27 protein-coding genes are annotated in these 25,298 nt (G+C 42.6%); 16 read left to right on the top strand and 11 right to left on the bottom strand.

Annotated features, from left to right (window positions below; all coding sequences use genetic code 11):
• Window positions 1-99 precede the first annotated feature (99 nt).
• From MgSA37_RS05905 to MgSA37_RS05895, 3 genes are all read right to left on the bottom strand, one after another.
• Window positions 100-969: a carbon-nitrogen hydrolase gene (locus MgSA37_RS05905; protein ID WP_096350335.1), complete on the bottom strand. Its 870-nt coding sequence runs from the start codon at window positions 967-969 to the stop codon at window positions 100-102.
• A 137-nt stretch (window positions 970-1,106) separates the two neighbouring features.
• A complete protein-coding gene (locus tag MgSA37_RS05900; RefSeq protein ID WP_096350333.1) occupies window positions 1,107-1,466 on the bottom strand; it encodes a response regulator transcription factor in 360 nt (119 codons plus the stop codon).
• A 350-nt stretch (window positions 1,467-1,816) separates the two neighbouring features.
• Complete coding sequence (locus MgSA37_RS05895) at window positions 1,817-3,454, bottom strand: gliding motility protein RemB (protein ID WP_232010789.1); 1,638 nt, start codon at window positions 3,452-3,454, stop codon at window positions 1,817-1,819.
• Between the two features lie 306 nt (window positions 3,455-3,760).
• On the opposite strand from MgSA37_RS05895, the gene MgSA37_RS05890 reads away from it, so the two are divergent.
• Window positions 3,761-4,279 (top strand): GNAT family N-acetyltransferase, encoded by a 519-nt coding sequence (locus MgSA37_RS05890; RefSeq protein ID WP_096350331.1) that lies wholly within the window; start codon window positions 3,761-3,763, stop codon window positions 4,277-4,279.
• 583 nt (window positions 4,280-4,862) lie between these two features.
• On the opposite strand, the gene MgSA37_RS05885 is transcribed toward MgSA37_RS05890, so the two are convergent.
• The 3 genes from MgSA37_RS05885 to MgSA37_RS05875 all read right to left on the bottom strand — a co-directional run bounded on the left by MgSA37_RS05885 (window position 4,863) and on the right by MgSA37_RS05875 (window position 8,519).
• Window positions 4,863-5,942: an IS110 family RNA-guided transposase gene (locus tag MgSA37_RS05885; protein WP_096350128.1), complete on the bottom strand. Its 1,080-nt coding sequence runs from the start codon at window positions 5,940-5,942 to the stop codon at window positions 4,863-4,865.
• Window positions 5,943-6,666: 724 nt separating this feature from the next.
• Window positions 6,667-7,029 carry a hypothetical protein gene (locus tag MgSA37_RS05880; protein WP_157750463.1) on the bottom strand — a complete coding sequence of 121 codons (363 nt, stop codon included), beginning with the start codon at window positions 7,027-7,029 and terminating at the stop codon, window positions 6,667-6,669.
• A gap of 56 nt (window positions 7,030-7,085) precedes the next feature.
• Window positions 7,086-8,519, bottom strand: coding sequence for an RHS repeat-associated core domain-containing protein (locus MgSA37_RS05875; protein WP_157750462.1), 1,434 nt, complete (start codon window positions 8,517-8,519; stop codon window positions 7,086-7,088).
• Window positions 8,520-8,826: 307 nt separating this feature from the next.
• Between MgSA37_RS05875 and MgSA37_RS05870 the strand changes: the two genes are divergently transcribed.
• Window positions 8,827-9,831, top strand: a complete 1,005-nt coding sequence (locus tag MgSA37_RS05870) for an IS110 family RNA-guided transposase (RefSeq protein ID WP_096350325.1) — start codon at window positions 8,827-8,829, stop codon at window positions 9,829-9,831.
• A 121-nt stretch (window positions 9,832-9,952) separates the two neighbouring features.
• The gene (locus tag MgSA37_RS05865) at window positions 9,953-10,513 is read left to right on the top strand and encodes an REP-associated tyrosine transposase (RefSeq protein ID WP_096350323.1); all 561 of its coding nucleotides are present in this window, start codon (window positions 9,953-9,955) and stop codon (window positions 10,511-10,513) included.
• Window positions 10,514-10,686: 173 nt separating this feature from the next.
• On the opposite strand, the gene MgSA37_RS05860 is transcribed toward MgSA37_RS05865, so the two are convergent.
• The 4 genes from MgSA37_RS05860 to MgSA37_RS29370 form a co-directional block, all read right to left on the bottom strand.
• On the bottom strand, window positions 10,687-10,968 hold the full coding sequence (locus MgSA37_RS05860) for a hypothetical protein (RefSeq protein ID WP_157750461.1): 282 nt from the start codon (window positions 10,966-10,968) through the stop codon (window positions 10,687-10,689).
• Window positions 10,969-11,008: 40 nt separating this feature from the next.
• Window positions 11,009-11,212, bottom strand: a complete 204-nt coding sequence (locus MgSA37_RS05855) for a hypothetical protein (RefSeq protein ID WP_096350319.1) — start codon at window positions 11,210-11,212, stop codon at window positions 11,009-11,011.
• A gap of 308 nt (window positions 11,213-11,520) precedes the next feature.
• On the bottom strand, window positions 11,521-11,949 hold the full coding sequence (locus MgSA37_RS05850) for a hypothetical protein (RefSeq protein ID WP_096350317.1): 429 nt from the start codon (window positions 11,947-11,949) through the stop codon (window positions 11,521-11,523).
• A 338-nt stretch (window positions 11,950-12,287) separates the two neighbouring features.
• Entirely contained in the window at window positions 12,288-12,419 is a 132-nt protein-coding gene (locus MgSA37_RS29370; protein WP_260146886.1) for a hypothetical protein, read from the bottom strand.
• Window positions 12,420-12,861: 442 nt separating this feature from the next.
• Between MgSA37_RS29370 and MgSA37_RS29025 the strand changes: the two genes are divergently transcribed.
• The 6 genes from MgSA37_RS29025 (at window position 12,862) to MgSA37_RS05825 (ending at window position 18,942) form a co-directional block, all read left to right on the top strand.
• The gene (locus tag MgSA37_RS29025; RefSeq protein WP_232010788.1) at window positions 12,862-14,451 is read left to right on the top strand and encodes a glycosyltransferase family 117 protein; all 1,590 of its coding nucleotides are present in this window, start codon (window positions 12,862-12,864) and stop codon (window positions 14,449-14,451) included.
• Window positions 14,452-14,510: 59 nt separating this feature from the next.
• Window positions 14,511-15,911, top strand: coding sequence for a hypothetical protein (locus MgSA37_RS29020; protein ID WP_232010787.1), 1,401 nt, complete (start codon window positions 14,511-14,513; stop codon window positions 15,909-15,911).
• A 90-nt stretch (window positions 15,912-16,001) separates the two neighbouring features.
• Window positions 16,002-16,730, top strand: coding sequence for a DUF6891 domain-containing protein (locus MgSA37_RS05840; protein WP_096350315.1), 729 nt, complete (start codon window positions 16,002-16,004; stop codon window positions 16,728-16,730).
• A gap of 103 nt (window positions 16,731-16,833) precedes the next feature.
• Window positions 16,834-17,547, top strand: a complete 714-nt coding sequence (locus tag MgSA37_RS05835; protein ID WP_096350313.1) for a DUF4241 domain-containing protein — start codon at window positions 16,834-16,836, stop codon at window positions 17,545-17,547.
• Window positions 17,548-17,736: 189 nt separating this feature from the next.
• The gene (locus tag MgSA37_RS05830; RefSeq protein ID WP_096350311.1) at window positions 17,737-18,288 is read left to right on the top strand and encodes a dihydrofolate reductase family protein; all 552 of its coding nucleotides are present in this window, start codon (window positions 17,737-17,739) and stop codon (window positions 18,286-18,288) included.
• Window positions 18,289-18,369: 81 nt separating this feature from the next.
• Window positions 18,370-18,942: a dihydrofolate reductase family protein gene (locus MgSA37_RS05825; protein ID WP_096350309.1), complete on the top strand. Its 573-nt coding sequence runs from the start codon at window positions 18,370-18,372 to the stop codon at window positions 18,940-18,942.
• Window positions 18,943-19,301: 359 nt separating this feature from the next.
• Here MgSA37_RS05825 and MgSA37_RS05820 read toward each other — a convergent pair whose 3' ends face one another.
• The gene (locus MgSA37_RS05820; RefSeq protein ID WP_096350307.1) at window positions 19,302-20,444 is read right to left on the bottom strand and encodes a hypothetical protein; all 1,143 of its coding nucleotides are present in this window, start codon (window positions 20,442-20,444) and stop codon (window positions 19,302-19,304) included.
• 244 nt (window positions 20,445-20,688) lie between these two features.
• Here MgSA37_RS05820 and MgSA37_RS05815 point away from each other — a divergent pair, with 244 nt between their 5' ends.
• From MgSA37_RS05815 to MgSA37_RS05785, 7 genes are all read left to right on the top strand, one after another.
• Complete coding sequence (locus MgSA37_RS05815; protein WP_096350305.1) at window positions 20,689-21,018, top strand: ArsR/SmtB family transcription factor; 330 nt, start codon at window positions 20,689-20,691, stop codon at window positions 21,016-21,018.
• A gap of 253 nt (window positions 21,019-21,271) precedes the next feature.
• Window positions 21,272-22,114: an arsenite methyltransferase gene (locus MgSA37_RS05810; RefSeq protein ID WP_096350303.1), complete on the top strand. Its 843-nt coding sequence runs from the start codon at window positions 21,272-21,274 to the stop codon at window positions 22,112-22,114.
• A 9-nt stretch (window positions 22,115-22,123) separates the two neighbouring features.
• Window positions 22,124-22,612, top strand: coding sequence for a GNAT family N-acetyltransferase (locus MgSA37_RS05805; protein WP_096350301.1), 489 nt, complete (start codon window positions 22,124-22,126; stop codon window positions 22,610-22,612).
• A 15-nt stretch (window positions 22,613-22,627) separates the two neighbouring features.
• On the top strand, window positions 22,628-23,095 hold the full coding sequence (locus MgSA37_RS05800; protein WP_096350299.1) for an arsenate reductase ArsC: 468 nt from the start codon (window positions 22,628-22,630) through the stop codon (window positions 23,093-23,095).
• Between the two features lie 27 nt (window positions 23,096-23,122).
• Window positions 23,123-24,202: an ACR3 family arsenite efflux transporter gene (arsB, locus tag MgSA37_RS05795; protein WP_096350297.1), complete on the top strand. Its 1,080-nt coding sequence runs from the start codon at window positions 23,123-23,125 to the stop codon at window positions 24,200-24,202.
• Between the two features lies 1 nt (window position 24,203).
• The gene (locus tag MgSA37_RS05790; protein WP_096350295.1) at window positions 24,204-24,623 is read left to right on the top strand and encodes an arsenate reductase ArsC; all 420 of its coding nucleotides are present in this window, start codon (window positions 24,204-24,206) and stop codon (window positions 24,621-24,623) included.
• A 344-nt stretch (window positions 24,624-24,967) separates the two neighbouring features.
• Window positions 24,968-25,297, top strand: a complete 330-nt coding sequence (locus tag MgSA37_RS05785; RefSeq protein ID WP_096350293.1) for a hypothetical protein — start codon at window positions 24,968-24,970, stop codon at window positions 25,295-25,297.
• Window position 25,298: the final 1 nt, after the last annotated feature.

Below are 25,298 nucleotides of genomic sequence, written 5' to 3'. Positions count from 1 at the left end.
TAGCTAAATTGCTTCTTTTCTGCTATGGTATATTGACCATCCATGGACTAAACTCCCCTTTTCTGCCATGGTCCATGGACCATCGACCATGGACTGCAATTATTCCTCGTCTATAAACCTCTTTGTAATCGGCTGATAAGAATCAATCCTTCTATCCCTCATAAAGGGCCAGTGGCTGCGGTAATAGTCGGATTTATCCAGGTCAAGTTCCTGCACTACAACTTCCTCATCATGGTGCGATGCCTGGTAAATAACGGTACCGAAAGGGTTGGAGAAAAAAGACCCTCCCCAAAACTTAAGCCCTGCTTCTTCGCCGGCGCGGTTAACGCTTACTACGTGTACGCCGTTTGCCACCGCATGTGAGCGTTGGATGGTTTGCCACGCGTTATATTGTTCAACATTGGTGGCCTCATCCTGCGTAGTAGCCCAGCCTATGGCTGTTGGATAAAATAAAATCTCGGCGCCCATTAAGGCGGTAATGCGGGCCGCTTCGGGGTACCATTGATCCCAACAGATCAATACACCTATAGTGGCATATTTGGTTTTAAAAACCTTATAGCCCAGATCGCCGGGGGTAAAGTAAAATTTCTCGTAAAAACCCGGGTCGTCCGGGATGTGCATTTTGCGGTATTTGCCCAGGTAAGCACCATCGGCATCCAGTACCGCGGTAGTATTGTGGTAAAGTCCCTGCGCACGTTTCTCAAACAACGACGCGATAATCACCACATTTAGTTCCTTAGCCACAGCTGATAAAACATCAGTTGACGGGCCGGGGATAGCCTCTGCCAGCTTAAAGTTGTCGTAATCCTCTACATCGCAAAAGTAAAGCGAGGTAAAAAGTTCCTGCAGGCAAATGATCTGTGCTCCGCCTTTTGCAGCTTCGCGCACTTTTGCAATCGCCTTTTCTAAATTCTCCTGTTTATTGGCGGTACAGGTCATTTGTACCAGCCCGACTTTTACTTTTGCCATCCCTAAAAAATTTGGGCAAAAGTAGGTGTTTTAGTCCGAAAGTCGGGAAAGTCCGGAAGTCCGGAAGAAAAAATAATATTGAGCTATTGTAAAATTTAAAAAACGAAGCTTCTTTCGGACTTTCCCGACTCTCCGACTCACAAACACACCAACCCGTTCACCTTATCCAGCAACTCCGCAAGACCAAAGGGTTTGGCAATGGTAGCATCGCAGCCGCAATCCGCAAATTCATCGCTATTTAAATAAGCCGAACAAATAATTACGGGGATATTATTAAAAAGGTGATGTGTTTTTATCTGCCTGCAAATGTCATCGCCTTTTGGGCCGTTAAGCTTGTAATCAAGAATTACCAGGTCAGGGCGGTAATTATCTATCATCGCCATAAAATTCCTGCTGTCTGAGCTGATCTTCACTTCGAAATTATCGTACAATAAGGCTTCTTTTACAATATCCAGAATATCCTGGTTATCGTCAAGCACTAATATCCGCTTTAACATAGTGTAAATAATTGTTTAATAGGGGTTGTGTACAGGTTTTTTCGATAATGCCGGATATTAAAAAACAGGTAAAAAATAATCAGACCTATGCCTTTGATAGATTAAAACGCAGATGGTTTAATTTTATTTGAAATATTTGTTGAATTTGTTGTAAGGTTGTAAGGTTAGTTAACCCTTTGCTTGCGGTATGATAATGCAGGTTGGCTGGCACACCGGCACAAAGCTGATCACCTCAGGCATTGCAGATACGTTGGCCTTCAATTTTTAAATAGCTGTGGTATAACCATCACAGGATAAAACATTTCAACTTTTAACATTACAACATTCGTCCCACCCTACCACAGCATTCCTCAAAAATCGTGATACAGATCTCTGAAGGTACTGCGCAGCCCGAAAGTGATCAACACTGTTTTATGATCCGTTGCCGAAGTTTTTTCGGCCCTTAAAAGAGCGCCGCCCTCCAGTCTTAAATTATATTTGGGGTTAATCAGGTATGAAATAGTGCCTTCGCCAAAATATACGCTGGCGGGTACGCCCTGCCCTACCGTGGTCGGGCTGCTCGATGGCACATAAGGCTTGTTAACATCGCCGCCAAAGTTCTGGTTAGCTGGGTCGGTACCAAATTTGGCATAATTAACCTGGCCCATAAAATCAAAACGACCTATGGAATAATTTAATATGCCTATAAACTCCCTGAAATTTGCACCCAATGGATCACCCAGCGGCTCCTCAAAGTTGGTGTAACTGGTTATAGGTTGCGCGCTGGCGTAGGTATATGGTTTTACGGTATTAAATTCAAACAGGTAGTTTAAATCCTTCACCTTAAACAGGTCGGCACCCCTTATACCCAGCTGTACACCATTGGTATTGCTGTTGTTGCCGCCCGAAAAGAAACCACTGCCGCTAACCCTGTCTAACAGTAATTGCCCGTATATGGCCGATTTATCAAATATTTTATACTTGGCCGTAAAACCCATCAAAGCATTATCAGGCTGCGAAGGGGTTGAGTTGATAGAGTTGGTATAAACAATAGGGTTGATAAAATTGGGGTCGAAACCATGGTAACTGCCCTGGTCATTGGCTTCGCTCATGATAATGGCATCAAAATAACCGAAGGACAGGCGGTTGGTGATATTCCAGTCCAGGTAGTGGAAAGCGCCCCATTTGCGGCGGTTATTGCCGAATGAATCAAACCGGGCGGCGCCCTGGTCCTGCATATAGGCCCATTGGATCATGTACTGCACCTTACCCAAATTGGCCGTTAAGCGCAGCAAAGGGTAACTGGGCGAAAAGTCAGACAACAATAACGACCGGTAACCATCGCCGATAAAGGTTTTATCCTGGCCCAGCGTAATATTCAGCTGTTTGATAGGTGTATACGACATGATGGCCGTAACATAGCTCCAATCTGCATAGGTCAGCCCCGGGTGGCGGTCATAGGCCTGGCCGGGAACTATATTCACCGTTTTTATAATATTGTTATAGTAGGTAGGGAATTTGGCCTGGTTCTCGTACCCGCTGGTGTAAAAGAAAAACTTGGTACCCACCGTGCCGCCAAACTGGTAGGCGCGGGTATTAATGTAGGTATTAATATGGTCGCTAAAGTCGCGGCCCAGTTGCAGGTCGGGCAGGTAATCGCCGTAAAACGTATAGTCTTTTGTTTTTACATCAAACAAATGCTCGTTAAGCAGTTTCCGTACGATCCAGCCATGGCGGGTGCTGTCAACCCCCACGTTCATCAGTTCCTTATACCTTGGTGCAATATTGCTGTCGATTAAAAACGGCTTCAGCGAAGTGTGGAACGAACTGTTGATGGAGTATATGCTCGAATTAAATTTTTGATCGAGCTGGTACGAGTAAGGCAGGTACACAGATTGTGCTTTACCAAATTGCGCCGTAAACACAATAATTGCGGCAATTAATGTGATTTTTTTAATAGGGAAATGGTAGATATTTTGCATCGCAACAAAATAAGTATTATTTATCATCAAATAAAAATTTCATTAATTTATTCATTAGGCTAACCAAATAATGGCGGTAATGTTTTGGGGATTGTTGGTTTGCGGTTGGAAGAAGTTGCAAGTGGTTGCAATAGCTGGAATAGGCTGGAACCGACTTTTGACTGCCAGCCGGCTGGCGGGCTAAAGACTTATGATTTGAGACTCAGAAATGCCCGTTTCAATCAATTATAAAAATAAGGTACTTTTGATTGTCGAGATTCATGAGCCTCAATTTGAATAAACCAGGGGGATCAGGTTGATCATGAATTAAACAGGCATCAATTTTTAACTGATATGCTTAACCTCAATTTTACGCCATTCCCAACAATAACAACCCAACGCCTGGTGTTAAGGCAATTGCAGGATGATGATGTACATGAACTTTTTGCCCTGCGTACAAACGAGCTTGTGAATCGTTTTTTATACCGGCCCGTGCCGCGGTCATTGAATGATGTCCGGGAGTTTATAACAATAGTAAACCAAATTACACTTGATAACGAGGGGCTTTATTGGGTAATTACCCGCAAAAACGAAGATAAGCTATTGGGTGTTATCAACTTGCGGAATTTTAGCCCGGAACAATACCAGGCCGAAATAGGCTATGAATTGCACCCCGACCAGCAGGGTAAGGGCTTCATGCACGAAGCAATAACCCATGTACTGGCTTATGGTTTTGGCAGGTTAGGTTTGCAGGCCATTATGGCCGATACAGTCCCCGGAAATTTGCGATCCATCCGGATACTGGAAAAGCATGGCTTTGTGAAAAATGATGGTGAGGAAAATATTTATACATTGAGTGGCCCGGATTGTTGAGAGACCGGAAGATTATTTATACAGCAGCGCCAGGGATTATTGCGGTTTACCGGGGTTAATTGACATAATTTTGGTTGATCCCTTGATACAATGACCGGCACAGTTTATTACCTGTCAGCGGGGCACGAGTGCTACAGCCGCACAGCCTCCCGCCGACACTCGCGCCTGAATTCGGGGATGTTGTTGAAATGTTGGAATGTTGGAATGTTGAAATGTTGGAATGTTGTAAGGTTGAAAGGAGTTGGAATGGGTTGGAAAGTTGTTGAGGTTGGAACCGACTTTTGACTCAAGGCTCACTACTTGAGACTCAGAATAAGGGCGTTCCCCGCTGATAGAAGCGGGTCGCGTGCTTTGCTCATACTACACGGGCCTTAATCACAAGACCGGTATCCGCGACGCCCGCTAACGCAGAACGCCGGTAAACTTTAATATTTCGTACTGGCAAGCGGGTTACCTGTCAGCGGGGCACGAGGTACTGTCTTAAAAAGCAAGTTTTTTCCATGATATTTTTTCTATTAAATTTGTATAGCGAAAGAAGGCATACGTTGATACGTTGACGGATGACTATCTTGTGTAGCCCTGGTTATGCCGGGGCTACTTCATTAAGTTGACCTTCGGTCAAAGCGAAAGAAGGCGCCGTCTCCTCATTTCCGAATTTATTGATCTTGGCATCGCGGTTAAACGCTTCATTCTTTTTCCATAACGTATAGATCATTACCAGTAATTTTCTTTGTACGGCTACATAGGCTTTCATTTTTTGATGATGCCGTGCAAGTATCCGCTCAAAGAAGGTTTTAAAATTTCCTTTTTCGTATCGGACCACATTAAATGCCGGCATATACATGGCGCGCCTGATGTGGCTGTTGCCTTTTTTGGATATTTTGGTTTTTCCTCGATGACCGCCGGATTGGTTTTCAATTATATCATACCCCGAATACCTGACCAGTTGCGATGCAGATTTAAACAAGGCAAAACCGTTTGTTTCCGCAAGCACTACTGCCACTGTCATATAACTTAACCCTTTTATGTCAATAATATGATCCACTCTTTGGCCTACCTCATCGTTGCTGTAAAGATGGTCATGGATGCTCTGATCGGTTTCTTTAAGCTGCTTTTCAATTGTAGCAATCAGTTTTTTAAGCTGTTTGATTACGGCTTTAGTGCTGTAAATACTATGCTCATCGGCATGAAGCTGATTATTGATATTGGTTTTGAGTTCCTGAAGACTTTGATGATGACGGGTCATTGCCCTAAGTGTATAAAAGAACTCATCCATGGGCTGCCACAATTCCAGGCATTGCTCAGCACCCATACGGGCAAGTCCTGCTGCATCTATTTTATCATTCTTCGATCTAAGCCCCAGTGCCTGTAAATACTTTTTGGCTTTGTTTGGTAATACAACGGCAACGTCAAATCCGGCCTTAAACAAAAACAAGGCACATGCTTCGTAATATACACCGGTAGCTTCAATCACGTTAACTAAAGGAATGTCTGATTCCTTTTTGTGACGGGATAGCCATACAAGCAGGTCTTTAAACCCCTGCATGTCGTTAGCAAATTTACTGCTGGCTTTTACTTTTACCTGTTGCCTTGAGTCGATTACCGAAAGGCAGACATGAATATCTTTCATAGATGCATCCATGCCAAGTGAATACTTTAACATAAGATTTTACAATTAAGGTGTACAAATACAGGATCTTTTTATACTGCCTTTACTCATGTTTCATACAGGATTAATACGCAATGTACTATCCTTAAGTACTGTCCAGGCTTGGTAAAAAGAAAACTAATGGCAGGTTATCCTCGTGCTCAATATCCATTATTGGTATTTTTAACGCCCAGTCAAAGTACTGCCGTTAGCCCTGTTTGATTATCTTTACAAAGATATGAGAACTCAGCGCTTTTGGCCTGCCCGGATAAGGGGCATTAGCGGTGGTATTTAATAAATGTCATCCATACAATTTTGTTGCGTTGCGCAACACGTGCAACACCCTGCAACAAAGCGATAAAAATTTGATTGCCAGTTATTTAAGCACTGACAAAATTTTGTCAGTGACAGGATCGTGTCAGCACTTTTTGGCGGTATTTGCTTAAATAAACAATTTTGTAGTAAACTTTTATATAAACAAAGCCCGGCGCGCCACACTGCCAGGCTCTATCTTTTTTATCTTACATTTCGTTAAGCAGTTGCAAACTGCAAGCATAGCCGTGCGAAGTCACAGACATTCGCACAGCGGTCGGTGTAAACTACGCACAGCGGGGGGTAGAAAGACAAAACCCGGCGTTAATAGGCCTGACTTAGTCTATCTATCTTGCTTTCGATTACTGTAGTTACAAACTGGCTTAGCCAATTCGAGACCACAGTCTAACAGCCGGTAAGTCAAACACTATCTTATATTGTATTTTTTTAGCGTATCCTTAAGTTGGCTTCTCAATAAGGATGTTTTATAATTAGAATTCGTATTAAAATAGCTGATACTCCAGGGATTACTCTCATTATATGTGTACACGACGTCAATTGTGATATGTTGTGCTTTAACAATAAACAAATCTGCTTCACTTTTTATTGACCCCAGCTCTGTTACCAGTATTCTTTTTTTGAAATGGCCATCACTAACCGGGTTTGGATTAACGTAATTTACTTCCTGAAGATCATATGAAACATCTTTTACCCATTTTTCTCCAACAACGGGTATCCCAAATTCTACTCGAACTTTATTATAGGAAAAGCCGTAACTGCTATATCTCATATAGATTACAGAACAAACTATTGTCAGTATCACTAAAAATATAATCAAGTATCTCATTATTTGAATATTTTCTCCAACCAACCAAAAGTAATGTTATAAAGAAAATGCTGATCTGCCCTAACAGAAGGTGGGTGTGTTTCATTAAAGTTTTTAATTTTGTCATCATAACTACCTACTGCCATAATAATTGTATTTGAAGGGCCGACGTTAAAAGCTTTCATAATATTTTCCGGACTCACACTTAATCCAAGTCTCTTTAATGCACTTGAGCCAGGTATATTTAAACCGCCAGCAGCTGCGCCAGGTGCAGCAAATCCTGCATTTATTACTTTCATTCCTTTTGCTCCCTCATCCCTATATGTACTATATAAATCTTTACCATTCTGCACACCGAAATTTGCAACAACGTTGGCTACCTCACCCACATTTTTAAATTTATTACCATCAATGCCAGTAGTAGTCGTTGAAGTCGTTTTTGAATCATTGTTATTTACCCAAGTACCGTTTTCCTTATCATAATGCTGTGTATTGGTAGTTGTTTGCGTTGTCGTCGAAGCACCTGTGACAGTCATTGATCCTTTTTCATCTGTTTGAACTACATTTAAAGATGCTGACGTTGATTTCGTCGTTACAGTTCTAATGCCGTCCTTAGCTTTTCCGTTAGTTGTTTTAGATGAAGTTTCGCTGACTGTTTGCACATTTCCGTTTTTTGTTAAAGTTGTAATAGTAGGATCCTCAGTAGTCATTCCATCTGGATCAATAAACCTTATCGGGTTATTTTCCGCATAGACATAAGGGCTCCACCTTCTTGAAACTTCCGCCAACGGATCAATCGTATTCCACCTTGCAATCACCGGATCATAATACCTTGCCCCGTAATCGTATTCGGTAAACTCCTCCTGAAGTTCTTTTTTATTGTAAAGATATTCATTTTTCGGATTGGGTATCGTATCTCTTGATATTTCCAACCCAAAAGGATAATAGTCGTCTTTTTGCTGTGTTGTTGCCGATCCAGTTTTGGTATCAAAGGTTATGCGGGTATCGCCCAGGTTGTCGCCCAGATAATAGGTGTAATCATAACCGGCGCTTATTGGCACAGCTTTGCCTTCTTCGGTTTGTATAAAGCCGATGGTGGTAGTGCTGTTATCGTATTCTATCCCGTTAATGTAATCGGTTGTTTTGGTTATGCCGTTAAGTACGGTTACTTTCCGTAGCTTGTTTCCCGTAGCATCGTAGGTATAGGTAGCTGTACCGGCGGGTATGGTGGCTACTATTGGTAAGTTGAGCAGGTTATAGGTAAAACTTTTGTTTTGCTGGGTGTTTACCGTATTGGTGCTGCTGAGCATATTGCCGTTTCCGTCCCAGCTGTAGGTGGTGGTGCCGCTTGCCAGCCCGCTGTTACTGCTGTTGCCATCAACTACCGTTTGCAACTGATTGGTACCGGTAATATAGGTGTACCCCAATTCAGGCGCGAGTGTGTGGCCCCCCAATTCAGGCCTTTAGATTAGCAGGAAACCTTTAGATTAGCAGGAAACAAATAACCTGTTATTATTATTGTTGTGAAGTTTTCTTTTTGCTTCTTTTTCTTTTGTTAATAACTGTGATTTTTGTGGAAAGGTTAACACTGACAGAGGGAAATTATCATTCTGGCAAAGCATAAAGGCTTATCTCGCGATTCAATCCTCTGTCAGTTGTTTAAACAAGCATCAAATAGAAATTAGAGTTCCAAGGCTCATTAGTAAGGTATTGATTGTGTTTAAACGGTTAACCGATTTTATTAACAATTAATGCAAAGTTATGAATTACAACTTTTTTATTGGTATTGATGTATCCAAAAAGACACTTGATTTTGCCGTCTTAAAAGGCAAAGAATTACTTTTTAAATGGGTGAGTGAGAATGACGAGTCTGGCATCCGGAAGTTTTGGGCGCAGTTAAAGTTACAGCAAGGGTTTTGCGTAAATGAGGCCATATTTTGTATGGAGCATACGGGCATTTACAACCAGCATTTACTGAGTTTTTTGTATTCGAAAAAGGCATTTGTATGCCTGGAAGCAGCTGTCCACATTAAACTCTCGTCCGGATTACAACGAGGCAAAAGCGATCAGATAGATGCTGTCCGGATTGCACAATATGCCTATAAAAACAGCATGGAACTACGGCTTTGGCAGCCAAAAAGACAGGTTATACAGCAGCTTAAACACTTATCTGGCCTTCGAAATAGGGTGATCAATGCTCGCAAACAATTGACAGTTGCCCTTAATGAAACTAGTGGTTTCGATAAAAATGCAGCCCGTGAGTGCAAAAAATTATGCAAAGCCTCTCTTAAAGCTATGGACGAAGACATTAAACGTATTGAGTTAAAAATGGATCGGGTTATAGCCAGTGATCTGGAATTAAAAAGACTTTTTTCAATCGTAACATCCGTTGAAGGCATAGGTAAAGTAACCGCAACAGAAATGATTATTACTACCAATGAGTTTAAAGATATTACCGATCCGGCAAAGTTTGCCTGTTATTCCGGCGTGGCGCCATTCGAATATTCTTCAGGATCAAGTATAAAAGGCAAACCCAGAGTTTCCCATAAAGCTAATAAGCATATGAAAAGCTTATTACACATGGCGGCATTGGTCGCTATAAATTATAACGCAGATATGAAGGCCTATTACCAAAGAAAAGTTGACCAGAAAAAAAATAAAATGCTAGTGATAAACGCCGTAAGAAACAAATTGATATGGCGGGTATTTGCATGTGTTAGAAATGATTGTCCGTATCAAAAAAATTATCAAATAGCTCTTGCTTAAATCATAGAAATCGCGAGTGTGTGGCGCAGGCCAAAGAGGTGGGGCACTCGTGCCCCGCTGACAGGTAACCAACCATAACAATTTTGCATTGTTGATTTAACTATCGTATTTTTAAACCTCAATGAGCCGCAAATACAAATTCCACGATCAGGATAAACTTTACTTTGTAAGCTTTGCTGTTGTAAATTGGATCGACCTTTTCATTCGAAGTGAATATAGTGAGATAATGATCGCCAGCTGGAAGCATTGTCAGCAGAAGAAAGGGCTCGAAATATATGGCTGGTGCATCATGAGCAGCCATATCCATATGATCATCGGCACTCATGGCGAAAAGCTGGAAAACATTATCCGGGATATGAAGAAACATACGTCCATCGCGTTGAGGGAAGCTATTGAACAGCACCCGGCCGAAAGCCGTAGGGAATGGATGCTATGGATGATGAAAAGGGCAGGAAAAAAGAATAGTCAAAATGTCGGTTTCCAGTTGTGGCAACAGGATAACCATCCCATCGAATTGTATGACTTGAAAATATTGCATCAAAAGCTGGATTATATACATTATAACCCAGTAGTGGCCCGGATTGTTGAGAGACCGGAAGATTATTTATACAGCAGCGCCAGGGATTATTGCGGTTTACCGGGGTTAATTGACATAATTTTGGTTGATCCCTTGATACAATGACAGGCACAGTTTATTACCTGTCAGCGGGGCACGAGTGCTACAGCCGCACAGCCTCCCGCCGACACTCGCGCCTGAATTCGGGAAGTCACAGACATTCGCACAGCGGTCGGTGTAAACTACGCACAGCGGGACAGCGGGGGCAGCGGTACGTGCAAACTACGCACAGCAGGGGGTTAATTTTTGATCGTTTTTACGAAATTCACAAATCCATCACCCTCTTTAGTTTCTATTATAAAATGCCAAACATTGCATAAACCATCAAGTTTGGTTGGATCATCCTCTAAAAATCCAACGCTAATTATATTTTCTTTATCACGCTCAGAAAATCCCTCTATTTGGTCTATTTGTAAGCTTTGTATCCAAAGTTTCATGGCCTGTTCCTTATTTTCACATTCCACTTGGGAAATATAAGTACCCCCTAAATAGTCCATTAAAAATGTAAATAAATGTGTCATTTTATATCGAATTATAAATTATAAACAGATGTAGTAGTTACTACGTTTTTGCTTTTTGACTGTGATTTTCACCTTTTTCATTTGCTTTTTTCTGCTGGTGTTCCATTTCCTTTTTTGCTTTTGCTTCATCTGCCTTACCCTCTTTAGTTTTATTAGGTTTAGATTTTAATTCTTGATATTTTGCCTTTGCCTCCTTGTACTTCTCCTGCGCAGACTGTTTTGCTTTTTGATTGGCATGAGGCATATTTTTGTTCCCATTTGTAACATTACTTTTTTCTCATCAGATTGTTGATCTGGGCCTGGTTCAGGTTCTTTGGTGTTACTATTATGAGATATTGCCTTATCCGATATCCAGGTTACTCCAGCCCAGACAAGGGCGGCAGTAACAACTACCGCAGCTGTCGGTATTGCTATTAGTTCCCCATTCTGCGAGTATGCAGCGTTGGCCTCTGCGACTGTGTACTCGTGCCCCGCTGACAGGTAACAAACTTTGTCTGTTCATTGTATCACAGTATTAACCAATAAAAAATCAAGAGCAACAAAACCCTAACGCTATTCCTGCTCCCGAAAAATATCTCCAATGAAATTATTCCTGACAAGTTGAACTTTAAAAAGGAAAATCAAAACATTAACCAAAACTATAATAATAAAAAAGGGTAGGACGGTGAAGCCAGTACGAATAAAGGCAATTGCTCCTATTATAGACAACTGAATTAAGCTGGGAAATATGGAGAACCGGTAGGTTAAACTAATTTCTAAAAGGCCGTTTTTCCCGGCAAATTCAAACATGCCTTTGTTAATTCTGTTACCCATAAACCGATCTGAATATGCTTTATTATTACCATCATCATTGAATAAAATTGAGGTGGCCGTTGTGCCGACAATGTTATAATTGGATTTTTGCAGGAATAGGACAGTCTTTTCAATTGTACCTTGCTGATCTGAATCTATTAATTTATGCGTTTTAAACTTCAGGTTCATTTAGTATTCTCCGGTATCCATTGTGCTAATGTAACTCTTTCCATCATCGGCCGTTAATGTATCAGCAGGTTTAGATGATTTACCTAACGATCTGGTCGGCCCAACATTTCTTTGCCCATCCACACGGGATGCCTTTTGCTGTGTTGTGTTTAAATATAGCAAAACAAATCTGAAAGCAAATTACAACAAAAACCCGGCGCATGGCAAACCGATATTACGCCCTTTCGGGGCTGTAAAATAATTGCTTTATAGCACAGGCCGAAAGGCCTATGCTAACGTTTAGCGCCCTTTCAGGGCTGTAAAATAATTGCTTTATGGCATAGGCCTTTCGGCCCATGCTAACGTTTAGCGCCCTTTGAGGGCTGTTCCGGGCTGTAAAAACTCACGTCTTTGTCGCCAATAGCCCTGAAAGGGCGCAAGCTGCCGGCGATGGGTGCAGCCCATCGGGCCAATCGTGCCAATCGGGCCATTATGCAAATCTTTGCATCATCAGTCCCTTCTTTGTTGATTTAATAATGATTTTTCTTTATAAATCCAAGTAAATTACAGAAAAAATTAGTGTACCAGGTGTACCAGGTTCATTCATCCGTGTCAGATGATTCAGGTATTTCTCTTTTAGTCCATAGTGGATGGACCATAGCAAAAAAATAAATACGCATCTGCCATGGACAGTGGAACTCTTTTAGTCCATAGTCCATAGCAAAAAACAAATACGCAGCTACCATGGACTATGGACTATCGCCCATGGACTTCCCGCCACCCTTTCGCACTTCCCAAATTTTTCCCATATTTGCGCTCTTTGAACGAATTATGCTTAGTTGATATGTTAAAAGTTGTTAAGCCTGAATTGTTTTTTTAAATAACCTATAAAAATCCGCATATTTACCCTGCAAAAATCCATTACATTGATCCATGGAATACAAAAAAATTAATAACCTTTTAGGCTGGCTTTGTTTTGTTATCGCCTCAGTTACCTACATTTTAACATTAGAACCTTCAGTAAGCTTTTGGGATTGCGGCGAGTTTATCTCCTGCGCCTTCCGTTTGCAGGTTGCCCACCAGCCGGGTTACCCTATGTTTGCCATGCTGGGCAAGGTATTTTCGCTGTTATCAATGGGCAATAATGCCAGGGTGCCTTTTTATACCAATATGATGGCCGGCCTGGCCAGTGGCGCAACCATTATGTTCCTGTTCTGGACCATTACCATGCTTGCCAAAAAGATGCTTAATAAAGGTGGCGAAGCCGTAGATCAGGGCCGTATGTACCTGATTATGGGCGCCGGTTTGGTTGGCGCACTTGCTTTTACCTTCAGCGATACGTTTTGGTTCTCGGCTGTCGAAACCATTGTATTTGCCATTTCGGCCCTCTGTACGGCCATCGTTTTCTGGGCAATCCTCAAGTGGGACGCCCATGCAGACGAGCCCGGCGCTGATCGCTGGATCATATTTATCGCCTATGTTATCGGCCTTTCTATAGGTATCCACCTGCTAAACTTATTAACTATCCCTGCCCTTGCCATGGTATATTATTTCCGCCGCGGCAAAAATGTTAACGCGGGCGGCGCCATCGGCACCTTCCTCATCGGGGTGCTCATCCTGGTGTTTGTACAATATTTTATCAGGGGATATACCATCGCCATTGCTGCCAATTTCGACCTTTTCTTTGTTAACACCCTTGGCTTAGGTTTCTGGAGTGGCGCGTTCTTCTTTTTCTTCATCATTGCCGCTATCCTGGTAGGCGGTATCTGGTATGGCAACAAGTATCAGAAACCGTTAATGACCCTTGCATTTTTATGCGTGGCCTTTGTATATTTCGGGTACAGCTCTTTCGCCTATATCCCTATCCGCGCAAGTGCAGGCACCAACCTTGATAACTCGCACCCCGATAACGCATTTACCCTATACGGCTATTTAAACCGCATCCAGTACGGTGAAAACCCACTGCTGTACGGCCAGTATTTTGATGCAAAAGTGGTTGACCAAACCGAAGGCAATACCCTTTACCGCAAAGGCGAAACCAAATACGAGGTTTCGGGCAAAAAGCAAAACTACGTTTACGACCATACCACCTTTTTACCGCGTATGTACAGCGGTGACGGACAGGACCCGCAGTTTTACCACGAATGGCTGCAAATTCCGGACGGACAGGCGCCAACCTTTGCTGACAACATGAAATGGATGTTTAGCTGGCAGATCTACCAGATGTATGTGCGTTACTTTTTATGGAATTTTGTTGGGCGGTATAACGATGCCGACGGTCAGCAAAGTATGACTGCTGTTGATGGTAACTGGACCAGCGGCATCCTGGACGGTACAAAACACCTGCCAAAATCTGTTGTCGGCGGTCCAAAAATACCGGGCCAGGGCATCCAGTTGGGCAATACCTACACCCCACTATACGCTTTACCGTTAATATTGGGTTTATTTGGCTGCGTTTACCATTTTCAACGTAAAAAACGCGATGCGCTAATTGTATTGCTGCTCTTCTTTTTACAGGTATAGCTATTGTATTTTATGTAAACCAGCCCAGCATCCAACCGCGTGAGCGTGATTACTCCTACGTGGGTTCCTTTTATGCCTTTGCCATTTGGATTGGCCTCGGCGTAATTGCCCTTGCAGAATTTATCCAGATCAAAGCCAACGCCAAAACCGCCGCTTTAGTAGCAACCGGTGTTAGCTTACTGGCAGTGCCGGTATTAATGGCCAGCAAGGAGTGGAAAGATCATGACCGCTCAACCAAAATGACGCCGCATGATATGGCCTATAATTACCTCATCTCATGCCCGCCAAATGCTATCCTGTTTACTTATGGCGATAATGATACCTATTCGTTATGGTACGACCAGGAAGTAGAAGGTATCCGCTCAGACGTGCGTATTGTTAACCTGAGCTTGTTTACCGGCGACTGGTATATCCGGCAAATGCAGAAACCGATGAATAATTCGGCGCCGCTGCCTATTACCATGCCTTATGATAAATATAAGGAAGGCGTGCGTGATGTTATTTATTTTGACGACAAAAAAGTTGCCGGCTATACCGATGTAAAAGAGGTTTTTGATTTTATCACATCCGACAATAAAAATGTAATGGAGCAATATCAAAACGGCGTATGGGGTAACTATTTGCCAACAAAAAACTTTAAGATCACCATTAACCCTGATGATGTTTTAAATAACCACGTGATTTCGCCTGCACAAAAAGATAAACTGGCAAAGGAAATGACATGGAAATACACCTCCAACTATGTAACCAAAGAGAACCTGGCCATGATGGATATCCTGGCGCATAATAACTGGAAACGCCCGATTTGTTTTACTACCACCATTGGCAACGAAAACCTGATAGGCCTGCAGCCTTACCTTTACAAAGAAGGCTTTACCTATCATTTGATGCCGCTTCAACCGGATACCACAACCAAAGATCAGTTGGGTAAGACTAACAGCCTGGTGATGTATGATAACGTTATGAACAAGTTTAAATTTGGCAACTTTAAAACGGCAACCTATCTTGATCATGAATCGACCACCATGTTTTACCCGGTGATGGTTACCACTTTCCTTGACCTTACCCAGGGTTTAATAAAAGATGGACATCCTGACCTGGCGCTTAAAGCGTTGCACAAATTTGACGAGGTAATGCCAAATATTAATCCGGGCCTTGACGTTGCCGATCGTAAAATATTCCTGGCGCAAACAGCCTACGCCCTGCATGATGTAATTTTGGGCGATAAGTTTGTAAAAAGTGTTGATGATTATTTAACCGACCAGCTTGATTATAACTATTACCTGCTGCAGAATAAAAATGGCGACATGAGCTTGCGCGATGTTCAGTACGGCGTATCGTTTATCAACGGCCTTGCCGGTGTTACTGCTGACAATCACCGCATGGATCTAAACAAAAAGCTGCAACAGCAGTTAAAAGATTACGAAACCAAATTTGCCGCCGTTTTGCAAAGACAATAGTAAAACGAACTGGTTTTTTTATAATATTCAAAGCGGCATTATCAATTTAATGCCGCTTTTTTCGTTTTAGTATTTTTTATCTGTTCGGTTATGCGTTTATACATTATTATTTTATTGGGCTTTTGCCTTTTTTCGTGCAATAGGTCAGCTCAAAAACAGTCGGCCGCGGCCGCCAGTAAGGCGGATACTGCCGTGCATAAGATGCCCGACAGTTTGAAAAACAATATCGTCCACGAAATAAAACTGGATGTTAAAAGCGGGTTCTTTTCTGCCGAAGAAACCCTGGATAGAGTAAAGGAAGTGTTTGACGGTGATTCGCTTGACGAGCAATGGATCGTCAGCAAGATCAACAGAACCTATGCCCAGGCTTTTAACGCCCAGGTACAGTGGCCCACGGTTACCGCTTTTGACCGCCTTGCAAAAGCTTTTGATAAACTTAACCAAAACCACATCATTGCGCTGCATAACCAGGGCATGACAAAAGAAGACGGCGTAGATGATTGCACCGAACTGCACAATAAATTGAAAAAGAAAGGCATACGCACCCGTGGTTATTGCTTTTACCACGGGCAGGACCTCGACCGCGTTATTGAAGATAAAAACCTTTACCTGGCTTTCGGCGATTTTGACGACAACGACCGGAAAGGTGTTGCCATTGGTAAAGCCATTGTAAAAGTATTAAAAGAACAGGGCTTTAAAGTAAACTGGAACAACAGTATGGACAGCCGTATCGAGATCGAAAACCTTACCTGGCGCAAACGGTTTGGCAATGGCAATTGCAGTTACGACAGGGCAGTGAAGATATTAAGCGGCAAATAAGTTTGAGTTTAACATAGAAATATAATGAAGATTAATATTTTTGAGGTAGATCAGGCAAAATCTGGCGGTTATAAAAAACAGCATCATAAATAAATAGCTGCATATGGCTCTATTCAGTAATCTTTTTAACGCATCAAAACAGCAACCTGAGTTCCCTGCTTGTGTTGACTATAATATTATCCTTGAAAATGAGATTGTTGAAGGCAAACCCGTAAAAATGGTGGATATGGGTCTGCTTAATGTGCCCACCGGCTCAATTGTAGTTTGCGACCCTTTGACGATGCCTGATTGGCCGCCACTAAACCGAAAAATACCCAAAGGCAAATATCCCGTAAAAATTTATTTAGCCGATTTTGGGAATGGGCATTTAAGGGTAACGCTTGCTCATCTTGCAATTGCACCCGGCCGGGCCGCACGCTGGGTATTGGCCGTGCGCGATGGCGAAGACGTAACCACCCTGAAAGATGAAGCCGATTATTTTGGTTTCCCCGTGGATGCCGGTATAGGGTGTTTTTGGGATGAAAAGACCCGTGACGCATTTATGAAATTTGACAGTAAGTTATACGAAACCAATGGCGAAGGCGTGTATAACCTTTACCTTGAAAACGAATTCAAAAAAAGTGCGAATTACCCCGGTGATATTGGTAGTTGGGCAACCTACACCATACCTGGGACCCAACTGAACGTAACCATGTTCTCTTCCGGTTGGGGCGATGGGCGTTACCCGGCTTACTGGGGTTTTGACAAAGACAATCAGTTGGTTTCGTTGGTGATCGACTTTATCGTTTTGCTGGGTAATGAAGAAGAAGAAGAATGATGCTAAGTGATGAAGTATTTATAATGAATGCATTGTGCGCCTCGAAAAGATAGCTTAAGGCTTGAGGGATGGAATGATCCCGGGCATGCAAAAGTTGGGCGAACTACCATTTAAAGCTAAAAGCGGAAAGGTGAAAGCTGAAAACCAGCAAAACTTATTCAGATTAGTGGAATTAATAAAATTGATGAAATGAGAAAAGTAATCATAGCCATCAACATGAGTATCGACGGTTGCGTCGGCCACATGAGTCTTCCCGGCCCCGATGAGGAAGTTGGTGGGTATTTTAACGATCTGATGCAGCAGGACGTTGACCTTATTGCCTACGGGCGCAAAATGTATGAGATCATGTTTCCCTATTGGGCCGACGAGGCCAATTGGGCTGACGAATCAGATACTGAATTTGGTCAAAGGCTCATCGCCTTCGACAAAGTTGTTTTTTCACGAACTTTAGCCAACGCTGAATACAATACGCGTGTTGTTAGTACCGACCCCGTTGAAGAACTGCTAAAACTGAAGCACCAGCCGGGCAAAAACATTTATGTTGGTACAGTAAGCATGCTTCCGCAATTAGCCCGGGCCGGCGTGATCGATGAATATCACCTTGTTGTTCATCCGGTAATTGTTGGGCAGGGCACGCGCCTGGTAGAAGACGGCGCCCTGGCAGAGCGGTTATCATTAAAATTGGTTGAATCGAAGGTTTTCAAATCGGGCTGTGTAGCCCTAAAGTATGTGAAAAGTTAGTGGAATGGGGCAACAATGCGCAAGTCAGTGGTTGTTTTAAATAAACTATAGCAAACCATACAACTATAAAAATAAAACTATATGAGAAAAATAATTTCATTTATGCACCTATCGCTTGACGGTTTTGTAGCAGGACCAAACGGGGAAATGAACTGGATCAAAGTTAATGAAGAAATTTTCGATCACGTCGGCAGGCGCATCAGCGAAAGCGATACGGCATTATATGGGCGGGTAACTTACCAGATGATGGAAAACTACTGGCCCACTGCGGGCGACGGGCCGGACGCGAGCAAGCACGACATTGAACATTCAAAATGGTATAAGCAAGCTCACAAAATTGTTTTATCAAAAACAATGGCGAACGCGGATTTGCCTGGCACAACAATTATAAGCGACAACCTTGCAGACAGAATAAACGAAATAAAACAACAGGCTGATGGAGAAATATTGCTTTTTGGTAGCCCCTCAGCAACACATTCACTTATTCAACTGAACTTAATTGACGGCTACTGGCTATTTGTTAATCCAATTATACTGGGACACGGCATTCCATTATTTGCAGACATCAAAGACAAAATAAAACTAAATCTATTGGCTACCAGGCAATTCACTTGTGGGGTAACCGCCCTGGATTACATAGTGGACAAACAATAACAACGAACGGACAACAAAAAAAATTTGCAAAAACCGGGCTGGCGGTACACCAATCGGTTTTAAATCTGTATTATATGTTAACGTTTTGAGAAGATGTAATTTATAAGTTCAATCAGGTTTATAACCGATACGTTTTCTAGGTGGAGCGGGCCTTTCTAAGCTTTAAGATCACAAAATGTGACCTTAAAGTCTCTCGAATCTTCGTCCCAAAAATTGCTCTCGTAGAGGCCCATGCGGGGATCTTCCGTCAACGCCGGGGCCTGTACCAAAGAATCTGCGGAGACAGTAAATTGTTTAACGGAACAAAATATCCTTACTAACATTCATGTTGTTTTTGGGTGTTTAACACAGCCAAATTGTCAAAAAATCAAATAATTTACACTTTCTATTACTTCTTTTGAATCTTCAGCATCAAATTCAATGTTGATTCCATTATCTCCATTTGAAGGGATTAAAATTTGGGGGGCATACGATGGAATTTCTTCACTGAATAGTTGTTCAGGATTCTCGTTAAGTTTAAAAATAAATTCCGCGAAAGGGGCTAATGCCTTGAAAGTTGAATTTAAAATTTGAACATCTCTTTCTATATTTTTATACTGTTCAAATTCATCTTGATGAAAGTAATTGCTATAACCATCAAAAAATGGGATGTCCATCTTATTTGGGGAAACTTCAAAGTAATGAAGAAGATACCTTGTGAATTGAATAAATGACTGCTGAATACCGAAGGGAATGTAGTCTTCAAATAATCCAAAAGATTCGTAACCCTTTTTAATTTCTTTCAAGAAATAAGCCAAAGTCTTTTGAAATCGTGTTGTGATAATGTCAGAAATAATTTCAGGGGCTCTGTCTGGCTTATCGAAGAAAAAGTAAAAGTAATTGACTTCACAACGATTCATGTCAAGGGTGCTTACCCTAAAATTGTGTACTTGCCCTTTCGTAAAAGTAACGTTGGCTTTTGCGGCTTCAAAATCCACATCAGCAATGGAGATAAACTTTGTTTTTCGAACGAGTTTACCAGCGTTTGCCTCTAAGTCGGCCATGTCATTAATGAGCGGTAGTGCATATACAACCGCATTGTTTTTTCCCTTCCCAATGCCGTTTGCTAGATTTCTTAAAACAAAATGTTGGTTGGTTGTCGTGCCGTTAATTTCAAAAGTATAATGATCGTGTGGTGGCTTAGCAAATTCACTTGATGGATCTGGGCTTAAACTCGTCAATTCACCTTTTTTGAATTGAATGAAAAGTAAGTGTTTACCAAAGCCTGCTTTAATTCTCATGTCAAACCCACCACCTGCGTTCCCTGTTGGGTCATCTTTTCCCTCGGTAGTTATATGAAAACCAGCCGAGGTGGATTTTGGATGTTTAATAAATGGCAATCTGTATCGTGGTCGCCAATAACGCCATAATGGAATGTCTGTGAGAAACCAATACCAACTGTCAGCAAGGTTGAGTAGTTCATGAGTAATATTACTTTCAAGTGTCTTTTCTTGGAATTTCATTAGAGATAATATAGGTTTAAAGTTTGCCCGCGGTACAGCCAGTTTGGGGTTGCGTGCTTGCCCTGGAATTACCGCTGATACGAATATATACAAATCAACAGAATAAAATCAGTAGAACCAATTTAGCAACAAAGGTATTTTGCGGTCACAAATTGTGACCGCAAACATTAAGTATCGTCACTACAAAAAAATATAAAATAAATTTCAGAATCTCAATTATTAATCGTAATATTGCGATATAACAATGGGATTAACCAAAACTGAAATATTTACCGAAGAGCAAAACAGGCTGGCCATCCTGCTGAAGGCACTGGCACACCCTGCACGTATTGCCATTTTGCAGCAGATCATCAATGCCAATGCCTGCATTTGCGGCGATTTGTCGGCCGAGCTTGGTTTAGCCCAGGCTACCATTTCCCAGCATTTAAAAGAATTAAAAAATGCAGGGCTGATTCAAGGCACCATTGAAGGCGTAAGTGTATGTTATTGCATCAACCCAACAACATGGGCGATATTAAAAGACGAGCTTAGCGGCTTTTTAAACACCGCAGGGCCAGGCAATACCTGCTGCTAAAAAAATTTGCTCCTATCCATCGTAATATTGCAATATTATCAGGTGAAAGGTGAAAGGTGAAAGGTGAAAGGTGAAAGGTGAATGGTGAATGGTGAATGGTGAATGGTGAATGGTGAATGGTGAATGGTGAAAGTGAAAGGTGAATGGTGAATGGTGAAAGTGAAAGGTGAAAGCTAATTACCTAATGACTCAATGACGCGAAGCAAATGACTCAATGACGCGAAGCAAATGACTAAATAAAATAAAAAATACCATGAATACAGAAACTGAAATGAAAGAACTGGTAAGGCAAAAATACAGCGAGATTGCTTTACAGGATAAAGAGACCAACCAGGCCTCATGCTGCGGATCGGGGTGCTGCACCACCGAGGTGTATAACATCATGAACGACGATTACAGCACGCTGGAAGGCTATAACCCCGATGCCGACCTCGGCCTGGGCTGCGGCCTGCCTACTCAATTCGCCAAAATAAAAAAGGGCGATGTGGTGATCGATCTTGGATCCGGCGCAGGTAACGATTGCTTTGTGGCACGTGCCGAAACAGGCGAAACCGGTAAAGTGATCGGCATCGACTTTACCGAAGCGATGATCAATAAAGCCCGCCAAAATGCCGAAAAACTGGGCTACCATAATGTCGAATTTAGGTTTGGCGATATTGAGCATATGCCGGTTACCGCCAGCGTTGCCGATGTAGTGGTAAGCAACTGCGTACTCAATCTGGTACCCAATAAGGATGCCGTTATAAAAGACATCTTCCGGGTATTAAAACCGGGCGGCCACTTTAGCATATCGGATGTGGTATTGGTGGGCAATTTGCCCGAAAACCTTAAAAACAAAGCCGAAATGTACGCGGGCTGCGTTGCGGGCGCCATCCAAAAGGATGATTACCTCGGCCTTATCAAAGCCAATGGCTTTACGGATATTACCGTACAAAAAGAAAAAGCCATCATCATCCCGGATGATATTTTGGCCCAATACCTTGACGAAGCTGAAATGGCCCAATTAAAAAAGGGTGATACCGGCATCTTCAGCATTACCGTATTTGCCCAAAAACCTGTAGCTAAAACTTGCTGCGGACCCGATTGCTGTAACTAAATTTATACCATGGAAATAGCAGAACTTACCCAAAAGCAGTGGCCCGAAGTAAGGGCCATTTACCAGGGCGGCATTGCCACCGGTAATGCCCATTTTTCACTCGACGTACCCGAATGGGACGAGTGGGACCATGAGCATGTTAAAAATTGCCGCCTGGTGGCTATCGATAACGGTGAGGTGTTAGGATGGGCGGCGCTAACCGCCATATCCGACCGCTGTGTATTTGCCGGCGTGGCCGAAGTAAGCATTTACATCGCCGAAAAAGCCCGCGGCAAAGGAATTGGCAAAAAACTGCTGGCCGAACTGGTAAAGCAAAGCGAACAAAACAACTTCTGGACACTGGAGGCAAGGATCTTTGCTGAAAACACTGCCAGTATCCATATCCATCAGCAAAACGGCTTCAGGATAGTGGGGCTACGGGAACGAATAGGAAAATTAAACGGAGTTTGGCGCGATGTATTGCTGCTGGAGCGGAGAAGTACCGAAACAGGAATATGATCAAAAAAAACAATTATGATACAGCGTAAAATCTTATTTGTGTGCATCCATAACTCTGCACGCAGCCAGATGGCCGAGGCGTTTTTAAATCAACTGGGCGGCGAAGCGTTAATTGCCGAAAGCGCCGGCCTTGAGCCCGGAAAACTTAACCCCAATGTGGTTAAAGTAATGCAGGAAATTGGTATCGATATCAGCCAAAATCCTACAAAAGATGTATTTGATCTTTTCAGGCAGGGAAAGGTTTACCAGGCGGTTGTTACCGTATGCGATGCTGCCAGTGCTGAGGCTTGCCCTATTTTTCCGGGAATGGTTAGAAGGCTTGGTTGGTCGTTTGCTGACCCTTCGTCCTTTACAGGAACTCCTGAAGAAATACTGGAACAAACCCGCAAAGTAAGAGACGAAATAAAAGATACCGTTAAGGCTTTTATTGAAGAGGCTAAACACCTGGAATACTGGACGAAGAGCGAGGCAGTTACTTCATAATTTTAAATCCCACTCAAACAAAAACTTATGAGCGTTAACAATTGCGCACCTGCATCTGAACGAAAAAAACTATCCTTTTTAGACCAATACCTTACCCTTTGGATCTTCCTGGCGATGGGCATTGGCGTTGCTGTCGGTTATTTTATCCCGTCGTCCGCCGGGTTTATCAATTCGTTTTCGAGCGGAACAACTAATATTCCGCTTGCCGTCGGGCTAATCTTAATGATGTACCCGCCCCTGGCAAAGGTGAAATATGAAAAAATGGGCGAGGTGTTTAAAGACACCAAAGTATTAAGCGCATCCTTAATACTCAATTGGATCATTGGCCCCATCCTGATGTTTGTATTGGCTATTACCCTGCTTCGCGACCATCCGGCTTATATGACAGGCTTGATATTGATTGGCCTTGCACGTTGCATCGCCATGGTGGTGGTTTGGAACGAACTGGCCGAAGGCAACCGCGAATACGCAGCCGGATTAATTGCTTTAAACAGCATCTTCCAGGTATTGCTTTACAGCGTTTATGCCTATGTATTTATCACTATTTTACCTCCGCTATTTGGTTTAAAAGGCTTAGCGGTAAACATTACCATTGCCGAAATAGCCAAAAGCGTAGGCATCTACCTGGGTATCCCGTTTGCTGCCGGCATCATCAGCCGTTATAGTTTGATTGCCATCAAAGGCGAAGAATGGTTCCAAAAAAAATACGTACCGGTTATTTCGCCCATCACCCTCGTTGCTTTATTATTTACCATCGTGGTGATGTTCAGCCTTAAAGGAAACCTGATCGTTCAGATCCCTATGGATGTGGTGCGCATCGCCATCCCTTTGGTTATCTATTTTGCCATTATGTTTGTGTTAAGTTTCTTTATCGGCAAATCATTTGGCGCCGATTATTCCAGGAGCACCTCAATTGCCTTTACGGCAACAGGCAATAATTTTGAGTTGGCCATTGCGGTGGCCATCGGCGTATTCGGCATCAATTCGGGTGAGGCATTTGCCGGGGTGATCGGTCCGCTGGTGGAAGTACCTGCTTTAATCGCATTGGTAAACCTGGCTTTCTTTTTTCGTAAAAAATATTATTCAACAAAAATCAATACCATTTAATATGAAGAATATCCTGGTGCTTTGCACAGGCAACAGTTGCCGCAGCCAGATAGCCGAGGGCTATTTAAGGCATTTTGCAGGCGATAAAGCGACGATTTACAGCGCCGGCATAGAAACCCACGGCGTTAACCCCAAAGCCATACAGGTAATGGCCGAAGACGGTATCGACATCAGCAAACATACCTCCAACAATGTGGACGAATACGTCGGTATCCCTTTTGATTATGTGATTACGGTATGTGATAACGCCAAAGAGAATTGCCCCTATTTCCCTACAAATGCCGAAAAATTTCACCATAACTTCCCCGACCCGGCAAGGGCCCAGGGCAGTCCGGATGAAGTAATGAATGAATTCAGGAGGGTAAGGGATATGATAAAAGAGTGGTCAGCGAGTTTTGTGGCGGAGCATTTAAAGGATTAGGATAGCATTCCTATTTCAGTACGCTTGATTATATTTACACCCGTTATATCGCCGATCCACCGAACATTGCAGGGCGGCAGGGTATTACGCCCTTTCAGGGCTTGCACTTTGGGCACTAAACCCGTCGGGCTACACCCGACGTTGACGTATTACGCCCTTTCAGGGCTGCGGTAGAACAAACCAAGCCCTGAAAGGGCGTAACATACCAACGATGGGTGCAGCCCATCGATAAACCAGCCCTGAAAGGGCGTAACACACCAACGATGGGTGCAGCCCATCGACATACAGCGAGAACAACCAGCCCTGAAAAGGCGTAACAAAACAGCTAAATAAAACATTCGGATATGAAAACCTTATTTATATTTTTACTTATCATACAATCTAAAATAGCAATTGATAGTTCAATTTCGATCTGCAGAATTGAAAATAAAATTAAGCTCGACTATTTGGATTCTTACAATGGCATATCTAAAATAAAAAGTAGGGTTAAAGCAGACACATTATTTTTAACAATTTCCGTTTCCGGTTCAGTTGAAAATAAGACTATAGAGGTTACTATTCCCAAAGGTGTTTCCTTTGTAAAATACGGGAAAGTCCTAAAAGAAATAGACAAACTAAGCGTTTGTCCAAAAGTACTTTCGGGGAAGGAAGCAATTGAATCCCTTAAACAATAAC

This window comes from Mucilaginibacter gotjawali (assembly GCF_002355435.1).
GTDB classification, from domain to species: Bacteria; Bacteroidota; Bacteroidia; order Sphingobacteriales; family Sphingobacteriaceae; genus Mucilaginibacter; species Mucilaginibacter gotjawali.
Note: the sequence above shows the minus strand (reverse complement) of the source record. Positions and strands in the feature narration are given on the sequence as shown.